Origin of the sequence: Crocinitomix catalasitica ATCC 23190, assembly GCF_000621625.1 — a bacterium.
In the GTDB taxonomy this organism is placed as follows: Bacteria; Bacteroidota; Bacteroidia; order Flavobacteriales_D; family Crocinitomicaceae; genus Crocinitomix; species Crocinitomix catalasitica.
This window is the reverse complement of record NZ_JHXV01000007.1, coordinates 73,760-92,184: the sequence shown is the minus strand read 5'-3', so window position 1 is coordinate 92,184 and position 18,425 is coordinate 73,760. Positions and strand designations below refer to the sequence as shown.

13 protein-coding genes are annotated in these 18,425 nt (G+C 34.3%); 8 read left to right on the top strand and 5 right to left on the bottom strand.

Going from position 1 to position 18,425, the window contains the following annotated elements:
• The first annotated feature begins 94 nt into the window (after positions 1-94).
• The gene (locus tag T367_RS0105320; RefSeq protein ID WP_035842636.1) at positions 95-814 is read left to right on the top strand and encodes a cell division ATP-binding protein FtsE; all 720 of its coding nucleotides are present in this window, start codon (positions 95-97) and stop codon (positions 812-814) included.
• Between the two features lie 2 nt (positions 815-816).
• Here the strand turns inward: T367_RS0105320 and T367_RS21500 are convergent, their stop codons facing one another.
• The gene (locus T367_RS21500; protein WP_157454132.1) at positions 817-1,947 is read right to left on the bottom strand and encodes a glycosyltransferase; all 1,131 of its coding nucleotides are present in this window, start codon (positions 1,945-1,947) and stop codon (positions 817-819) included.
• Entirely contained in the window at positions 1,944-3,053 is a 1,110-nt protein-coding gene (locus T367_RS0105310) for a glycosyltransferase (protein WP_035842633.1), read from the bottom strand. The genes T367_RS21500 and T367_RS0105310 overlap by 4 nt, the downstream gene beginning before the upstream one ends.
• Before the next feature lie 177 nt (positions 3,054-3,230).
• Between T367_RS0105310 and sppA the strand changes: the two genes are divergently transcribed.
• Complete coding sequence (gene sppA / locus T367_RS0105305) at positions 3,231-5,027, top strand: signal peptide peptidase SppA (protein WP_051568371.1); 1,797 nt, start codon at positions 3,231-3,233, stop codon at positions 5,025-5,027.
• 771 nt (positions 5,028-5,798) lie between these two features.
• On the opposite strand, the gene T367_RS0105300 is transcribed toward sppA, so the two are convergent.
• From T367_RS0105300 to T367_RS0105290, 3 genes are all read right to left on the bottom strand, one after another.
• Positions 5,799-6,887, bottom strand: a complete 1,089-nt coding sequence (locus T367_RS0105300; RefSeq protein ID WP_211252685.1) for a mannose-1-phosphate guanylyltransferase — start codon at positions 6,885-6,887, stop codon at positions 5,799-5,801.
• The gene (locus T367_RS0105295) at positions 6,880-7,509 is read right to left on the bottom strand and encodes a SprT-like domain-containing protein (RefSeq protein WP_051568370.1); all 630 of its coding nucleotides are present in this window, start codon (positions 7,507-7,509) and stop codon (positions 6,880-6,882) included. Before T367_RS0105295 ends, T367_RS0105300 begins: the two co-directional genes overlap by 8 nt.
• Before the next feature lie 82 nt (positions 7,510-7,591).
• A complete protein-coding gene (locus tag T367_RS0105290) occupies positions 7,592-9,181 on the bottom strand; it encodes a T9SS type A sorting domain-containing protein (protein WP_027418907.1) in 1,590 nt (529 codons plus the stop codon).
• A 173-nt stretch (positions 9,182-9,354) separates the two neighbouring features.
• On the opposite strand from T367_RS0105290, the gene dnaG reads away from it, so the two are divergent.
• From dnaG to polA, 6 genes are all read left to right on the top strand, one after another.
• Positions 9,355-11,412, top strand: coding sequence for a DNA primase (dnaG, locus tag T367_RS0105285; protein WP_027418906.1), 2,058 nt, complete (start codon positions 9,355-9,357; stop codon positions 11,410-11,412).
• Positions 11,413-11,414: 2 nt separating this feature from the next.
• Entirely contained in the window at positions 11,415-12,560 is a 1,146-nt protein-coding gene (locus T367_RS23700; protein ID WP_051568369.1) for a mechanosensitive ion channel family protein, read from the top strand.
• 5 nt (positions 12,561-12,565) lie between these two features.
• A complete protein-coding gene (locus T367_RS21490; protein WP_051568368.1) occupies positions 12,566-14,122 on the top strand; it encodes an FMN-binding glutamate synthase family protein in 1,557 nt (518 codons plus the stop codon).
• Positions 14,123-14,136: 14 nt separating this feature from the next.
• A complete protein-coding gene (locus T367_RS0105270) occupies positions 14,137-14,862 on the top strand; it encodes a hypothetical protein (RefSeq protein WP_027418905.1) in 726 nt (241 codons plus the stop codon).
• Positions 14,863-14,914: 52 nt separating this feature from the next.
• Positions 14,915-15,406 (top strand): hypothetical protein, encoded by a 492-nt coding sequence (locus T367_RS0105265; RefSeq protein ID WP_027418904.1) that lies wholly within the window; start codon positions 14,915-14,917, stop codon positions 15,404-15,406.
• A 136-nt stretch (positions 15,407-15,542) separates the two neighbouring features.
• Positions 15,543-18,347, top strand: a complete 2,805-nt coding sequence (gene polA / locus T367_RS0105260; RefSeq protein ID WP_027418903.1) for a DNA polymerase I — start codon at positions 15,543-15,545, stop codon at positions 18,345-18,347.
• The last annotated feature ends 78 nt before the right edge of the window (positions 18,348-18,425 follow it).

The following is an 18,425-nucleotide window of genomic DNA, read 5'->3' as shown; positions in this document are numbered from 1 at the left end:
CTGTTAAGATTATTGCATTGGCTAAATACAATTGTGAATTAGTTTAATCGCTGATACTTTATTACTTTTGAATTGTAAAATAAGCAGTTGACATATGGAAATCAAAAACAGTATATTTTGGATTAAAGAAGGTGAAATCCGTCAAGGAGGTGATATTGTTTTAAAAAATGTGAATCTGCATCTTGAAAAAGGAGAGTTTGTTTACTTAATAGGAAGAACTGGTTCTGGAAAAAGTAGTTTATTAAAAACGCTTTACGGTGAAATTAAATTGTCAAGCGGCACTGGAATGATTTCCGATTTTGACATGCAAAAGATCCGAAGAAAAGACATTCCGTATTTGCGAAGAAAATTGGGTATTGTTTTTCAAGACTTTCAATTATTGTCTGACAGAAATGTAGTTGAGAATCTAATTTTTGTAATGAAATCGACAGGATGGAAAGACAAAAAAGCGATTCAAGCCAGAGCACACGAAGTATTAAGTTTAGTCGGTCTTGATCATAAAGGACATAAAATGACGCAACAATTATCTGGAGGAGAACAACAACGTGTATCTATTGCACGCTCACTAGTCAACAAACCAGAATTTATTTTAGCAGATGAGCCAACAGGAAATCTAGACCCTGAAACATCTAAAGAAATTATTTCTGTTTTATTAGCAATTGCAAAAGAAGGTACTTCTGTTTTAATGGCGACTCATGATATTACGATTATGGAGCAATTCCCTGCGCGTACTATTCGTGTAGAAAATGAAACCGTAAAAGAATTGAATCCTATGAACGAATTTGATCCGTTTAAACAGGTTAGCTTCGAATAAATTTAAATCAAATCAATAATCTTCAGTGCATTTGTTTCACAGTTGAAATATGCATCCAATAATTCATTTCGGTGTTGTTGATCATCCGTTGTGAATTCAATATTTATTAATTCATTTATTTTATCCACGATTCCTTGGGTAGTATTGTTCACCGAACAAATATTCTCAAATATGTGATCGTCATCCATCTTATCATTGATAATCACATGTCCCCCTTTGGCCAACGCGTGCAATAACTTCAATTTAACCCCTGTTTGCTGAAACGTAAGCAATAAATTTATCTGTGATTCGCATATTAATTTATCGAGCTGTGAAGTTTTCGGCGATTCAATCAAAACTACATTGGGAATGTTTTCAATCGTTTCTGCTAATAATTCACTTGGCTGATAACCCGCAATAATGAATCTGTAATTAATTCGAGGAACAATTTCATTCAGCATATAATTCGCCGCGAATTCATTCTCCTTTACTGATAAATTTCCATGAAAAAGAATCTGATCCTTCACTTTATTAATATCCGGTGGAATTGGATCATCTCCATTATAAAACGGACCGATATATTCAACTTCGGTATATTGACTAAAATGTGAAACATCCATTTTTGCTATCGGCAAAATCACATTCGCAAAACGCAAAATTCTTTCGAATCTTTTTAATCGCTTCGCTTCAATCTTTAAATATATTTTTTTGAATATACTATCTTCCCATTGGGCTAAACCATTATAATAATCATGTTCAATATTGTGGGCACGAACTATTTTCTTTCTCTTTGCTAAAGCAAGATCATTCAAATAATAACAAGTATGCAATCCTTCAAAGAGAATCGGTGAATCGTCTTTTAATAAATTCTTTAAAAGGTTCTTATTCTGTCTACTTGAAACGATGAACGGGAGCTTATTAAAAAGAACCTTAGTCAGTTTTTTCTTTCGTTTATAATAGTAAACTTTGACACAGAACTCCTCTAACCTTTCTGTTGGCTGATTGTGTCCCTCGTAATAAAATGCATGCAATGTGATTTTGACACCGTGTTGATGTAATTTTTTAATCTTATAAAACACATCAATAATTCCACCATATCTCGGCGGAAAAGGAACATCAAAAGCCACTAAATGTATATGTTTTGCTGAACTCAAAATATCGTTTTTAAGACCTTACATTCCCCTTCCCAAGTCAGCTGTTTTGCAGCAATTTTGGTGTTTGCTATACATTTTTCACGTAATTTCTCATCATTTAATAGCAAGTCTAAATGTTTGGCAATCTCCTCTATTTCATGATTGGGACAGATTAAACCAACCTGAAATTTCTTAACGATATTCTTCACTTCCTTCAAATTCGAAACAAGCAAAGGAATGCCTGCATGAATAAAATCAAAGATCTTATTGGGCAAAGAGTATCGATAGTTCACATTCGTATCTTTATCCATGGACACACCAACATCAGATAAGATGGTGAAATTCATTAAATCTTGATAAGAACGCTTCCCAAAGAACATCACTTTATCGAACAGGTTTTCTTCTGATACTTTTCTTTTTAATTGAAGAATAACATCACCATCACCCACAAAAATTAACACGGCATTATCTACCAATTGAATCGCTTTCACTAATTCTTCAGCGCCTCTTTGAATATTAATTCCAGCACCTTGCATAATCACAATTTTCTTATCCGTCGGCAGGCTCAATTCTTCCTTTGTTTTTAAAAACTTAGGATAAACAAAGTCAGAAATATTTCGAACCACTTTTACTTTAATCCCATATTCTTTTTGATACAACTCAGCAATAGATCGATTGACAGTATACATCGCATCAACTTTCGGCAATGTTCTTTTTTCAATTTTTAACCAAATCTTCTGAACTTTTGGTCGCGCCACTAATTCAGGAACACCAGTAAAATATTCGTGCGAATCATAAACTAACCTACAGTTCTTTTTGAATTTACGCGCCCAATGGTTAGCATATAAAGTATCCAAATCGTTTGCCAATAACACATCTGCTTTATTCAATAATAAGAATAAAAACAAACGTAAATTATAGGTGGCGTAAAATAAAGCACCTTTGGTGAATGGCAACTTAAAACGAACCGTTTTAAAACCATACTCGGGCAAGTCATTACTCAATTTTAATTTCCGTCCAACAAGCGTTACATCATAGTCCTGAGAAACTAAAAATTCACATATTTTACGGACACGTTGGTCTGTAAAAATATCGTTCGTAACCGAAACAATGATTCGTTTTTTCATAAGATTCAAAACAAATGTAAACAATCCCAATAGAAAAAGACCAAATTCTTAACGTTCTACATCCACTTAGAACAAATTCATGTGATTTTTAACCGTTTGTACTTGTTAATTTCCCTTATAAATATTAATTCCACTAAATTTGCAATTCCTTTTTAAATTTACTTCAAACTATAGTATATGAATATGACATTTTGGAAAACCTTTTGGGCAAGTTTAATCGCAAGTATCGTTGCTGGAATTGTAGTAATAGGCCTTTTCTTTTTAATATTAAGCAGTATTGTTGCGGGCTTTAGCAGCATGTTAGAAGCACCTAAATTAGCTGTTGAGGATAAAACTGTTTTGCACATGACTTTAGATGGTCAAATTGGTGATTTCACTTATGCAGGATTCGACCAAACAAGTTTTCAATTAACAAAAAAGTTTGGATTAAATGAAATCCTAGAAGGAATTAAAATCGCAAAAACTGACGATAAAATTGCGGGAATTTTCTTAAATGTTGATGGTTTAAATGCTGGAATGGCAACCGTGAAAGAAATTCGCGATGCTTTAGAAGATTTCAAGTCGGATGGTAAATTCGTTGTCGCTTATCACGAGAACTATACCGCTAAAGCATATTATTTAGCAACCGTAGCAGACGAATTACACGTATTCCCAAGTGGCATGTTAGAGTTCTTAGGATTAGGCTCTGAATTGGTTTTCTTAAAAGGTGCTTTAGAAAAATTAGATGTTGAAATGCAAATCATTCGTGGATCAAACAATAAATTTAAAAGTGCCATCGAACCACTTATTTACGATAAAATGAGTGATGAAAACAGATTACAAACACAAAAATACATGGATGCCTTATGGAACGAGATGCTCGTTTCAATCGGTAAATCAAGAAACCTTTCAGTTGATCGATTAAATGAAATTGCAGATAGTGTATTCATTCGTAAATCTGGTGATGCTGTCGATTATAAAATGGCTGATGGTGTTAAGTATTATGACGAAATATTAGACTTATTATCAACCAAAGCAAAGGTTGATAGCGATAAAGAATTGGCGCTATTACCATTCCATAAGTACGCAATGAAAAAAACACATGAAGCACGTGTTTTAGGCATTTTAGACAAAACAAATATTGCATTAATATTCGCAGAAGGAAGTATTGTGGATGGCGAAGGTACGGTAGGTGAAATTGGCGGAACCCGTTTAGCGAATCAAATAAGAGAAGCTAGAATGGATACATTAATTAAAGCTGTTGTTCTTCGAATTAATTCACCAGGCGGAAGTGCTTTAGCAAGTGATATTATTTGGCGTGAAGTTGTCAAAACAAAAGAGGTTAAACCTGTAATTGTTTCAATGGGTGATGTAGCTGCTTCAGGCGGTTATTATATCGCATGTGCTGCAGATACTATTTATGCACAGCCAAATACCATAACTGGTTCAATTGGTGTATTCGGAATCATACCTTATACAGGTGATTTATTCAAAAATAAATTAGGTGTTACTTTTGATCGTGTTCAAACAAATCAACACAGTATCTTATCTTTAAATAAAAAATTAGATGCATACGAATTGTCATTAATTCAAGGCGGTGTTGACGATATTTATGACGATTTCATCAGTAAGGTTGCATCAGGTAGAGGAATGACAAAAGCAAATGTTGACAGCATTGGTCAAGGTCGTGTTTGGGCTGGTAAAGACGCAATTGAAATCGGTTTAGTTGATGCTTTCGGTGGAATCAATACTGCTATTGCAGACGCGGCTAAAAGAGCGGGTATTGCTACTGAAGACATTCGTTTAAAATACATTCCTAATCAAGAGCAAAACAAGTTTTTCGAATTCCTTGAAATGTTAGAAGAACAAGACGAAACGATTGCAGCGCACAGCAATATCAATCAACAATTAATGTCTATCTATAATGAACTAAAAGGTCTAGGATCTCAAAGCACCATTCAAGCTAGAATGCCATATTTATTTTGGATTGACTAGGCTTTTTTACAGTCGATAGTTTTACATAAATAGAAATTAGAAATTTTGGGCGTTACCCCAATACCTACCCAATACTTTGGATAGGTATTGGGGTCGGGCTATTCGTTCTTATCTTTTTGTTATAGACAATGCTAACTTCATGGCACTTCGAGTCCACGTCGATTATCATTCTCGTTTTAATTTAGCTGTTTTTGCCGACGCCCTCAGTGCCTTGTGAACAAAATTCTAACTTAATGGCACTTCGAGTCCACGTCGATTATCATTCTCGTTTTAATTTAGCTGTTTTTGCCGACGCCCTCAGTGCCTTGTGAACAAAATTCTAACTTAATGGCACTTCGAGTCCACGTCGATTATCATTCTCGTTTTAATTGAGCTGTTTTTGCCGACGCCCTCAGTGCCCTGTGAACAAAATTCTAACCGTTGGTAAAGACTAGTATCAGGAAAACAAAAAGGATATCCACTACTATCCCTAACGCGAAGAGATAAAAGAGGATGGATGAAAGATAAAATTTTTAATCACCTCTATATTTTCTTCCATATTTCAAATACTTTTTCAAAAATATGATGTCACCCCTGCGGGGTTTTAAACTTTCTTATGGCAACTTAATTATCGAAGGAATCCTTCCTTCGCTATTGTATGTCGTCCCTTCAGGACTTGGTTGAGTGGAAAGGGGAAAACAAAAGAAAAGGATGAAGTTTTAACACCGCAAAAGGTACGAAGGCTACAGAGAAAAATTACGACCTTATTAAAATAGAAAAACTATAATCTACCTATTTCTTCTTAAAGTAATCAGGATCCTTCTTTTTCACTTCGCCTAAATAACTTTTAATTCTTTGCTCGTGGTCTTTTTTCACAACCATTAAAATGTCATGTGCTTCAACAATAATATAATCTGTTAAACCTTGTAGTACTGCCATTTTACCGTTTGGAAGGTTTACAATACAGTTTTCGCTTTCAAACATATGCACTTTATCTCCTATCACCGCGTTCCCTTCAACGTCATGATCTAAATGCGTGTCTAACGATCCCCATGTACCCAAATCAGACCAACCAAAGTTTGCCAATACAACATGAACATTTTTTGCGTTTTCTAATACAGCAAAGTCAATAGAAATATCTTCACAATCCGTAAAAGCTTTATTGATAAATGTTTGCTCTTGTGGTGTATTATAATCATTCCCCTTGGTCGCAAACAATTGATTTAAGCTTGGCTTAAACTTATTTAACGATTCAATAATTGTTTTTGCTTTCCAAATAAATATTCCTGAGTTCCAGTAATAGTCACCACTTTTAACGAATAATTCGGCCAATTCTCTATTCGGTTTTTCAGTGAACTGTTTTACTTTTCTCACCTCACCCATCAAAATATCACCACCATCTTCGAATTGAATATAGCCGTATCCTGTATCAGGACGTGAAGGTTTAATTCCTAATGTTACTAAGCTATCACCTGAATTTGCCTTTTCAAGCGCCACTTTTACGATTTCATAAAAACGTTCTTCTTGTAAAATCAAGTGATCGGAAGGGGCAACAATTAAATTAGCATCAGGATTAATATCATATATTTTATGAGATGCATAAGCAATACACGCAGCCGTATTTTTACGCATTGGCTCCGTTAAAATCTGCGCGTCACTTAAAGGAATTTGACTCTTTACTAGGTCAGCATACATCTCATTCGTTACAACGTAAATTTGATTGTCTGGAACGATTTTAGTTAATCGTTCGTAAGTCATTTGAATCAAAGTTTTACCGATTCCTAAAACATCTAAAAATTGTTTAGGATGTGTTTCTTGACTCATTGGCCAGAATCGACTTCCGATTCCACCTGCCATTATTATTGCAAAATTATTACTCATGTTCAATTATATTATCAATTTCTGCAAGACCTAATACCCGATACATTCTTGAGGTATTAAATTCTTTGCATTCGTATCTCTTTCTTAACTTTTTACCTTTAACGAAAATTTTTCCGTTTAGTTGGAAAGTTGCACCAAACGCTAAATGTTCAACCAATAGTTTTGTTTTTTTATCATAACGCCTTAACACTCTATAAAGTGGTTCGTCCGCACACGAAGATGCTTTGGCATTCCGTAAATATTTTTGCAAAGCCATCTCAACATCCTCCGGCAAAATATTCAATTCAAAAACGGGGTCGAAACACAATTTAAATTCTGCTTTCCATTCTTGCCCATGCGGCATCACACGATTCCCAAATTTAACAAAAGTGGTTAAATGTGCCATCTCATGCACTGTAGTTACCAAAAAAGCATATTTATTTAAATTTCCATTTACTGAAATCTTATGCGAACTACCTCTAAAAGGCTGTCGATAATCTCCTAATTTAGTTTTACGCTTTTTTGCAATTGTAAAGTGAACATCATGTTCTACAATGAACTTTGCAATATAATCTACCGTTGCAACTGGTAAAAAAGGAGTTATAGCTTTGGCAACCGCTACGATATTTTCGGTTTTCGTCAATCCAATTTATTTCTGCAAAAATAGTGTATAAAAAAAGAAGGCGAACAATGTCCGCCTTCTAATTAATAATTATTTAATGTTTCTATTGCTTTACAAATCGTTTTTGATTCGAATAACCCGAATTCATATCTGTAATTTTCACAATATAGAATCCTTCTGATAAATCACTCACAGCAATTGTTTCAATCGCATTACCGCTGTTAATTGTTTGTTGAATGATTAGCTCGCCAATACTATTATAAACTTGCACTTGACCTTGTGTTAATGTGTTTTCAGCAAATTGAATATTGATTTGGTTGTTCGCTGGATTTGGATATAAAGTAAAGTTGTTCAACTCTACATTTTCAATATTCAAATCTCCTGCTCCTAAAAAGATATCACAATCTGTTTCGCTACACATGCCAAAACCATCTGTCACACGCAAACATATTTCACTATCTACTTCAATATCTCCAATTGCAAAGTCAGGACTTGCAACCTCAGCAATCAATACACCATCATCAAACCACTCGTATTCTGCGCCACTTGGCCCGTCAGTTACTTCTGCAACAAAATAAATTCTATCAGCTTCTACGTCCATTGTAAAATCTACAATCATTCCACAGTCGTCAAATTCGTCCGAATGAATATCAATACATGACATGCTGCGACAATCCGTAATTGAATCATAAATTTCAAAACAAACAAAACTACTATCTGGAACACCATCTGTTAACATTGACGAATTTTCATCAGCTGAGAATTCAACACCATCATAAGTCCAAGAATAAACAGAACCCGCACCTTCACCTGTTGACGTATTGGTAAAGTAGAAACTATCGCCTATTACTTCGTAAGAAAAGCTAGTTAATAGTTCGCATGGAGCAGCTTCGAAAGTATAGCAAAAAGTTTGTTCACAATCTTCTAATTCATTTGAAACAACAAGGCAAACTATTCCTCCGCCCACTAAATCATCAGCACTTAAAGTTGAATTCTCATCATCAGACCATTCTTCCCAATCTAGCAACCATTGGTACGTTGGCACATCTCCCTCACCGATAGATGTGTTCGTAAAATAATAAGTATCTCCATCTAATACCCATGTAAAGTTGGCGTCAATTACACAAGAATCCTCTTCAATAACAAAAGAGAAACAGTAAACATCATGACAACCTGAAACATCATCTGTAATCTCTAAACAAACTTCACTTCCGTCAAGTATATCACCTTCACCTAATGAAGGGTTTTCATCATCCGACCAATCAATACCGTCTACAGACCATGAATAAACCGATTCACCATCTTCACCTGTTGAAGTATTTGTAAAATAATATCTTCCATCTTCAAATATCCATGTAAAATTCGTATTGATATCACATGAATCTACTAGTTCTTCGATATAAAGCCAAGTAGAATCATAACATCTTTCCCCATCAACTAATCCAGTAATTTCAAAATAAACGCCTGGATGAAGGTAAGCATCGTCAAAATCAACAGATGGATTTTCAATATCATATTCAACTTCTGCAATTATCCATAAAAACTCCGGATCTGCAGGGACGCCAGTCGATGTATTCGTAAAATTAATTGTGCCATCCTCAATTTCGTACGTAAACGAAGTTGACAAATCACATTGTGCAAAGGAGATACTCCCTGCAAAAATTAATAAGCTTAAAAAGTATAATTTTTTCATTTCAATTGTATTAGTTCTATTCTAGTACAAAATAGGATTTAAATGGTTGTCTCGCATATTAATAAAATAACAAAATGTGAATTTTTGAGTGTAAGTATTATTAGAAAACAAATAATCACTCTTTTTAACTTGAACGCGATCAAAACCTACAGTTTTAATTAACTTTGTATTGAATGATACCTAAGTCTACTATAGATGAAATATTTCAGACCGCCCGGGTTGAAGAAGTGATTGCGGATTTCGTCCCACTCAAAAAATCGGGTTCTAATTTCAAAGGGAAAAGCCCTTTTGTAGATGAGCGTACGCCATCATTTATGGTATCACCCGCGAAACAAATATGGAAATGTTTTAGTAGTGGTAAGGGAGGGAATGTTGTTTCCTTTTTAATGGAGGCAGAACATTATAGTTATGTTGAGGCATTAAAATGGCTCGCTAACAAATATAATATTGAGATTAAAGAGGACAGAGAAAGAACGCCTCAAGAAATTGAGAATTACTCTATTCGAGAAAATCTCAGCATTATCAACGAATTTGCCAAAGATCATTTTCATTATAATCTTTTAAAAAACGAACAAGGTAAAGCCATTGGTTTATCCTATTTTTTAGAAAGAGGTTTTCGGGAAGATATTATTGAAAAATTTCAACTGGGCTATTGTTTAGATCAATCTGACGGCTTTACATCGGCCGCCCTTGCTAAAAATTACAAGTTAAACTATCTAGAAAAATCTGGTTTAACAAAAGTCAAAGACACCAGAAAATTCGATTTTTTTAGAGGTCGGGTGATGTTCCCCATTCATAGTATTGCTGGTAAAGTATTAGGTTTTGGAGGAAGAACGTTAAAGTCTGACAAAAAAATTGCCAAATATTTCAATTCTCCTGAAAGCGAATTGTACAATAAGAGTAAAATTTTATACGGTTTATTTTTCGCCAAAAATGCCATTATAAAATACGACAACTGTTATTTGGTTGAGGGTTATACGGATGTAATTTCAATGCATCAATCTGGTGTTGAAAATGTCGTAGCTTCTTCAGGTACATCATTAACAGTCGATCAGATTAAATTGATTAAACGGTATTCAGACAATGTAACCATTCTTTACGATGGTGACGCTGCTGGAATTCGTGCTTCGTTTAGAGGTATTGATATGATTCTTTCTGAAGGGATGAATGTGAAAGTAGTTTTGTTTCCAGATGGTGACGATCCTGATTCATTCGCTAAAAAATCAACCACAGAGGAGCTTAAGACCTATATAGAAACGAATGCAAAAGATTTTATCGTCTTTAAATCGGATGTTTTACTCGCCGACGCAGGAAATGACCCTTTAAAAAAGGCACAATTAATCAATGATATTGTTAATTCAATTGCGGTAATTGAGGATGCAATTAAGCGACAAATTTACATTAAAGAGTGTACCAAGATATTTGATTTTGAAGAGCAAACGATAACCAACGAAGTCAATAAATCTCGTCAGAAAAACAGTCAAAATGCGCAACGTTCATATCCCAGTCAAAGAACGCCCGACAACGCCACTCAAAAAACGAATAAACCAGTAGTAAGTTTAAGTGCAGACGAAATTCCACTTGAGGCAATGATTCCGCCCGAGTATCTCGATGCGCAACCAACAACAACTGTTAAGCCAAAAGATGATTTTCTTTATTATTATGAATTGGATGTAATTCGCATTCTGCTCAATTATGCTGTTTATTCTGTTCGAACCACATCAATTGAAGTGGATGAAAATGGTAAAGAAAAAGAAACTGCGGTTGAAGTATCTGTCGTAGAATTGATTACACATGAAATCAATAAAGATGAAATGTCTTTCGAAAACGAAACCTTTAATGCGATTTATAACGAATATTGCGCAGGATTAGCGGAAGGAATACTTTACAATTCTGAGCGATTTACACGCCATGAAAACAGTGATATTAGTAGTGTAGCAGCCGACCTGGTCGCGCCGAAATATGAAATTAGCGCGAATTGGTCAACATTAAAAGTTCGCATCAATACAGAAATTGACAATCTTGACAGAGCTGTTTTAGAGACTATTTACGCCTTTAAACAGGCTGTCGTTATCACTCGAATTAAAGCCATTCAAAGTGAAATAAATCGACTGAACGAAGTTGATACACAAGAAAATATTGATCAAATCATGGATTTAATGATTGAACATAGTAAATTAGATAAAGTTAAATTACTTTTACTAGATAAATTGGGACGCACAATTATTTAAATATGATTGACAGTATTACTTCTATTTTCACCTGGCCAATAATTTCTACGGATAGCTTTAAATTCATGCCTATCCACATCATTTTAGTCTTGTTAATCTATTTAGCAACTAAAATTTTTATTAAATATATTAAGCGGTATTTCAAAGCATTACATCTCACAGAGAAACAATTAAAAATTGAAGGCAAAGAGATTGCTGTATGGCGATTAACCAAACAAATCATTTATCTCATTGCATTCTACCTGGCCTTTCTTTCATTATCTATCAAAAACCCAAACTTCGACCCAAGCATGATTCTTGGTTTCGAATTTGTTCGTGTTAAATCATTCCACATTGCGGTGTACCATATTTTTGTTTTCATTGTTATCTTCTTTTTAGCAAGAGTATTACTCAATTTCTTGAAAATATATCTGCTAAAAACCGTTCGGAATAACGATAAATATGATTCAGGTACCGAGTATGTTTATTTACAGTTGGCAAAGTACCTTATTTACGGCATTGCAATCATTGTTTTATTGCGAAGTTTCGGAATCGATCTAGCATTATTCATTGGTGCAACCACCTTCTTATTGGTCGGTGTTGCATTGGGACTGCAAACAATTTTTCGGGATTATTTTTCGGGACTACTTATTCTTTTTGAAGGAACGGTAAAGGTTGGAGATGTAATAGAAATTGAATCGCTTAATATTGAAGAGGGTAATTTTATAGCAAAGGTCACACAGATTAATTTAAGAACATCAAAAGTATTGACGCGGAACGATAAGGTTTTAGTCATCCCAAATTCTAAACTGACACACGAAAGTGTTATCAACTGGAGCTTAGGCAATCATATTAATCGTTTTTCTATTGAAATCACCTTTAATTTTGGTGTTGATGTCGATAAAGTTAAAGAAATTTTAGTTGATGCAGCATTGAAACATCCCAATGTATATAAATCTAAAAGACCATTCGTACGATTGTTAAAGTTCGGTAATAGTGGACTTGAAATGGATTTGGTTTTTTGGGCGCATCAAAATTTATTTATTGAAAGATTAAAAAGTGATATTCGCTTTGATATAGAAAAAGAATTAAGGGCAAATGGAATCACAATTCCTTACCCTCAACGCGTTGTTCATCTCCCAGGACAAGATAATCATCCTAAAACTTAAACCTTATGGTACGTACCATCTTCTTTGTAACTGCTTTTATTATTACAGCAGCAATTTGTTTAGCGGGAATTTATATCAACCCTAATTACTTTTTGTGGTTTATATTATTTGCGCCATTGATTGTTATTGGAACTTGGGACGCTTTTCAAACAAAACACGCCATCAGAAAGAACTTTCCTGTGATTGGAAATTTGAGATATATCTTAGAATCTATCTCACCAGAAATTCAGCAGTACTTTGTTGAGAGAAGAACAGATGGTGCACCTATCAATAAGAACAAAAGAGCCATCATTTATGAACGCTCAAAGAATTTAGGTGCAACACATCCATTTGGTACAGAAGAAAACGTTTATAGTGAAGGTTACGAGTTCATCACCCAATCCTTATACCCAGCTCCATTATTAGAATTAGAGCCAAGAGTAATGATTGGTGGTGCGGACTGCAAGAAACCATACTCTGCTTCAATTTATAATATCTCAGCCATGAGTTTTGGCTCTTTATCAAAAAATGCCGTAATGGCCTTAAATAAAGGTGCTAACATGGGCGGATTTTATCAAAATACAGGCGAAGGTGGAATAGCACCTTATCATTTACAAGGAGGTGATTTAGTTTGGCAAGTTGGTACCGGATATTTTGGATGTCGAAACGAAGACGGAAGTTTTTCAGCAGAACGTTTTACTGAAAATGCCACACGACCTGAAGTTAAAATGATAGAACTTAAATTGTCTCAAGGAGCAAAACCTGGACATGGCGGTGTTTTACCTGGCGTAAAAAATACCGAAGAAATTGGTAGAATTAGAGGTGTAAAACCTGGTATTACAGTATTATCTCCTGCTGGGCATAGCGCTTTTGATGGCCCCATGGGCTTGATTAAATTCATTTCTGAACTGCGTGAATTATCTGGCGGCAAACCTGTAGGATTTAAATTATGTATTGGTAAAGCCGAAGAATTTGAAGACATCTGCAAAGCCATGGCAACTACTGAAATTTATCCTGACTTTATCTCTATAGATGGTTCTGAAGGGGGAACAGGTGCGGCACCACTAGAATTCGCCAACTTTGTAGGTATGCCGCTTTATGTAGGATTGGTAATTGCCAATAAACTTTTAATTAAACACGGTATTCGTCAGAAAGTTAAGATCATTGCTTCTGGAAAAGTATTCAACGGTTTTGGTATACTTAAAGCAATGGCAATGGGCGCTGATTTAACACAGTCTGCTCGATCAATGATGTTATCAATAGGATGTATTCATGCGCAATTATGTAATACCAATACCTGTCCCGTTGGTGTGGCGACTCAAGACAAACGTTTAATGAAAGGTTTGAATGTGAACGATAAATATGTGCGCGCTTTTAATTATCATAAAAATACCGTGCATGCTTTCTTAGAATTATTATCTGCAACAGGCTCTAAACATCCTAACGATTTGTCTACCGAAAACATTATGCGTATGACTGAGGATGGTGATAGCCAAACAATGACAGAAGTGATTGAGAATTGGACCTATTATCAAAAGTATATTGGTAAAAGTTTAGAGGCAAGACCGGTTAGTAAATCTTAGATTTTAATTTTTTAATGAGAACTCAACACGGAAATAAGCACGCTAAAAAAATATTTAGCTCCATTTTCTTATTTGTTTGCTGTTCTTCAATTTCAACTTTTGCTCAGGATTACAATATTCATTCTAATTTCGGAATTTCATCAGGTTATTCTAATTTTAAAGGATTCGAAAATTTAATTGACCTGACCAATACTTATTCGTTTGAAAAAATAAAAAGTAATGGATCCAATTTTCATATCAATAGTGAAGTTAAATTTTCCGGAAATGGCATAACAATTTCGGTAGGTTTTCATGATGCTAATAATGTAGTTAAAAACACCTTAAACACATTGAGAATTGATTATATGCGAAGCATGGCCAGCATAGGTTATAATCGTGACTTACTAATAAAACAAGAGCGGAAAATATTATCTATTGGTTTCAATTTTTTTCTAGCGAATGATAAAATATCTTTCGAATTTAAAGACTCCATCACATCCTTAAATCAAGTATTAAATGGTGCGACCAATTATTATGAACAATTTAATAAAAATACGATATGGGGAATAGCACCTGTCATACGATTCGATTTTAAAATAAAAGATTTTCAGAACTGGTTTGGAGTTTACGCAAAATATAACTTTCAATTCAACAATAATATTTGGCGCATCGACGTTCCAATCCGAAAAATTTATTTATTTGAAATTGGTCTTCGGTTATCACTTGATTTATTTGAAGACGAAAAAAAGTTTCCTCAATAATTAACCCCATAACTAAATCTGACTTGATGTTATCTAACTTAATTTTTACCAAATGTTGAACAGATTAGTTAAATCGACTTGCTTTATATTACTATTTTCAAGTTATTCTTGTACAACTAATCATCCAAAAGTAGAATTGGCAAAAGGTATATTTAGTTATCAAACTAAAGAAGATTTTAAAAAAACGAACCCATCTGCCCATTTTAAAGAGGTGAGAAATAATATTCAAAACGCTTATTTGGATTTTGAGTTTTATGATATGAAGATCAGTGCAGAAATAACATTTTGTAAGAATTTATTGATGTGTATTGATATACATCCCGATATTTTTAGTAATAATTCTTATCGAAATATAATCACTAAATTGAATAAGGAAAAATCTATAGACATTGAATTTGGAAATATTCAATACAAAGATGAAGTTGGTTATGCATTAATCTATGATTTCATAAAACCCGTCCTTGGTCATGATACAATAATTAGATTATTTCATAAAGAAATAGATTTAGAAAATAAAGTAAACTACTATTGTAATTGCAAGTAGCGCATATAGATTACATCTTTAACCATAATTATCGGTAATAATCAAGTTGAATCATAGCTTCTAATTTACGCGTTTTGCAATCGAGTTACTTCGATATAAAATACTATCTTAGACGCTCAATAAATTGCAGTAAATTATGACGCCTAAACACGATAAAAAATTATTTCTTTTAGATGCTTTTGCCCTTATCTATAGAGCTTATTATGCATTTATCAAGAATCCTAGAATCAATAGTTTAGGTCAAAACACTTCGGCAGCCTTTGGGTTTACGAATGCTATGCTGGATATTATTAAAAAAGAAAACCCCAGTTATATTGCTGTTGTTTTTGATTCTCCTGGGCAAACTAAAAGAGCGCAAGAATTCAAAGATTATAAAGCACACCGTGAAGCTATGCCTGAAGATATCGCTTCGATGATTGAACCGATAAAAGAAATAATTCGCGCTTTTGACATTCCAATTTTAATTAGCGAAGGTGATGAGGCAGATGATATTATCGGAACAATTGCTAAAAAGGCTGAAAAAGAAGGTTTCATTACTTATATGATGACACCTGACAAAGATTTTGCGCAATTGGTTTCAGAAAACATATTCATGTACAAACCTGGTCGCGGTGGCAATCCTGCCGAGATTTGGGGCATTCCTGAAGTCCTTGAAAAATTCGGACTAGAATCTTGCGAGCAAGTAATCGATTATCTCGGATTATGTGGAGATACAGCGGATAATATTCCAGGAATACCTGGTGTAGGACCAGTAGCAGCTAAAAAATTATTAAATAAATACGGAACGGTAGAGGGGATTTTAGAAAACATCAACGAGTTAAAAGGCAAACAAAAAGAAAATTTTGAAAACTTTGCTCAGCAAGGTTTAGACTCTAAAAGATTGGCAACAATTGATCTAGATGTAGATGTTGAATTTGACGAAAAGAGTTTGTTATTGGGTGAGCCTGATAACGATAAAATTCGTGACATATTTACAAAACTCGAATTCAGAAACATTGCCAAAAGAGTATTGGGCGAAGAGATTGTAATCGGGCAAACGCAAAGCGCAGAAGGACAACTTGATTTATTTGGTGGACCAGCAATTGAAGTGAATGCGCAAACTGTTATGGATGCAAGTCCAGCTACAGCTAAAACAATTACTGATGTCGCAATTGATTATCAATTAATAGATACACCAGAGAAGAGAGCGGAATTATTAACGCAATTACTCGATCAAGATTCGGTTTGTTTTGATACAGAAACAACGGGAATTGATGCAATAACAGCTGAAATCGTTGGAATGTCGTTTACTTTTAAAGAAGGAACAGGATTCTATGTTCCTTGTCTACCTGAAGAACGCCATGCCATTGTCAACGAATTTAAAGCCTTTTTTGAAAATCCTTTGATCGAAAAAATTGCACACAATATTAAATACGATCTTAAAATTATTGAGAAATATGATGTTAAAATTGAAGGCCCTTTATTCGACACTTTAATCGCACATTACTTGATCACGCCTGAAGGGAAACACAATATGGATTACCTGGCTGAATTATACTTGAATTATACACCAATCTCAATTGAAACATTAATTGGTAAGAAAGGTAAAAACCAAGGTAATATGGCTGATCTTGAACCTTCAACAATCGTTAATTACGCATGTGAAGATTCTGATATAACGTGGCAGTTAAAACAAATTTTTGAACCTGAAATTAATAAGGATCATTTAAAATACTTATTCTACGAATTAGAAATGCCTTTGGCAAGAGTGCTAAAAGACATGGAAGCAGAAGGTATCAAATTAGATTCAGAAGCACTTGCTAAATTCTCTGAAGAATTGGCTATCGCTTTAGAAGATCTTGAAAGTAATATTAAAAAATTAGCAGGTGTAAGCGATTTTAATATCGACTCACCAAAACAACTAGGAGAAGTACTATTTGATGTCATGCAAATAGATCCTAAAGCGAAAAAAACGAAGACTGGCCAATATAAAACGTCAGAAGATGTATTGACTAAACTTGAGCATAAGCATGAAATTATTGCGCTCATTTTAAATTATCGATCCCTTAAAAAACTGAAGAGCACTTATGTAGATGCATTGCCTTTATTGGTCAACAAAACTACAGGTCGCATTCATACGAGTTATATGCAAACAGTTGCTGCAACTGGTCGTCTGAGTTCAAACAATCCGAACTTACAGAACATTCCTATTCGAACAGAAAAAGGACGTGAAATAAGAAAAGCATTCATTGCAAAGGATGCCGATCATACCTTATTAGCAGCAGATTATTCGCAAATAGAATTGAGAATAATTGCAGCATTAAGTGAGGATGAAAACATGATCGAAGCCTTTAAATCTGGTTTAGACATTCATAAAGCAACTGCAGCTAAAGTGTTTCATGTTGAAAACATAGAAGATGTAACACGTGAACAAAGAAGTGCAGCTAAGGCTGTAAACTTTGGAATTATCTATGGACAGTCTGCATTTGGCTTATCTCAAAACTTAGGCATCTCTAGAAAAGAGGCCAAAGAAATGATTGACAGTTATTTTGAGCAGTATCCAAAAATGAAAGCATATATGGCAAGTCAGGTTGATTTCGCAAGAGACCATGGCTATGTTGAAACCATAAAAAAACGTCGCCGTTATTTGTCTAATATTCAATCTGCCAATGCAATTGAACGAGGATTTGCGGAAAGAAATGCTGTCAATGCTCCTGTTCAAGGTTCTGCTGCTGATGTGATTAAAATCGCCATGATTGACATTCACAATGCCATGACCAACCGCGAATTGAAATCGAAAATGTTGCTACAAGTACATGATGAATTGGTCTTTGAAATTTACAAAGATGAAAAAGAAATCATGGAAAAATTGGTGAAAGAAAAAATGGAATCTGCAGTTCAACTAACAGTTCCTTTAGACATCGATTATAAATTTGCTGATAACTGGTTGGCTGCGCATTAATTCGAACTATTATTATATCGTATTTTCATTGATTTAAATAGGCTTATAACTACCTATCTCAAAAATACATGCGCCTTT

Bases quoted from the DNA above. Each gene is read 5' to 3' on its own strand.
- T367_RS0105320 (WP_035842636.1), top strand. From the start codon at position 95: ATGGAAATCAAAAACAGTATATTTTGGATTAAAGAAGGTGAAATCCGT.
- T367_RS0105310 (WP_035842633.1), bottom strand. From the start codon at position 3,053: ATGAAAAAACGAATCATTGTTTCGGTTACGAACGATATTTTTACAGAC.
- sppA (WP_051568371.1), top strand. From the start codon at position 3,231: ATGAATATGACATTTTGGAAAACCTTTTGGGCAAGTTTAATCGCAAGT.
- T367_RS0105300 (WP_211252685.1), bottom strand. From the start codon at position 6,887: ATGAGTAATAATTTTGCAATAATAATGGCAGGTGGAATCGGAAGTCGA.
- T367_RS0105290 (WP_027418907.1), bottom strand. From the start codon at position 9,181: ATGAAAAAATTATACTTTTTAAGCTTATTAATTTTTGCAGGGAGTATC.
- dnaG (WP_027418906.1), top strand. From the start codon at position 9,355: ATGATACCTAAGTCTACTATAGATGAAATATTTCAGACCGCCCGGGTT.
- T367_RS23700 (WP_051568369.1), top strand. From the start codon at position 11,415: ATGATTGACAGTATTACTTCTATTTTCACCTGGCCAATAATTTCTACG.
- T367_RS21490 (WP_051568368.1), top strand. From the start codon at position 12,566: ATGGTACGTACCATCTTCTTTGTAACTGCTTTTATTATTACAGCAGCA.
- T367_RS0105270 (WP_027418905.1), top strand. From the start codon at position 14,137: ATGAGAACTCAACACGGAAATAAGCACGCTAAAAAAATATTTAGCTCC.
- T367_RS0105265 (WP_027418904.1), top strand. From the start codon at position 14,915: ATGTTGAACAGATTAGTTAAATCGACTTGCTTTATATTACTATTTTCA.
- polA (WP_027418903.1), top strand. From the start codon at position 15,543: ATGACGCCTAAACACGATAAAAAATTATTTCTTTTAGATGCTTTTGCC.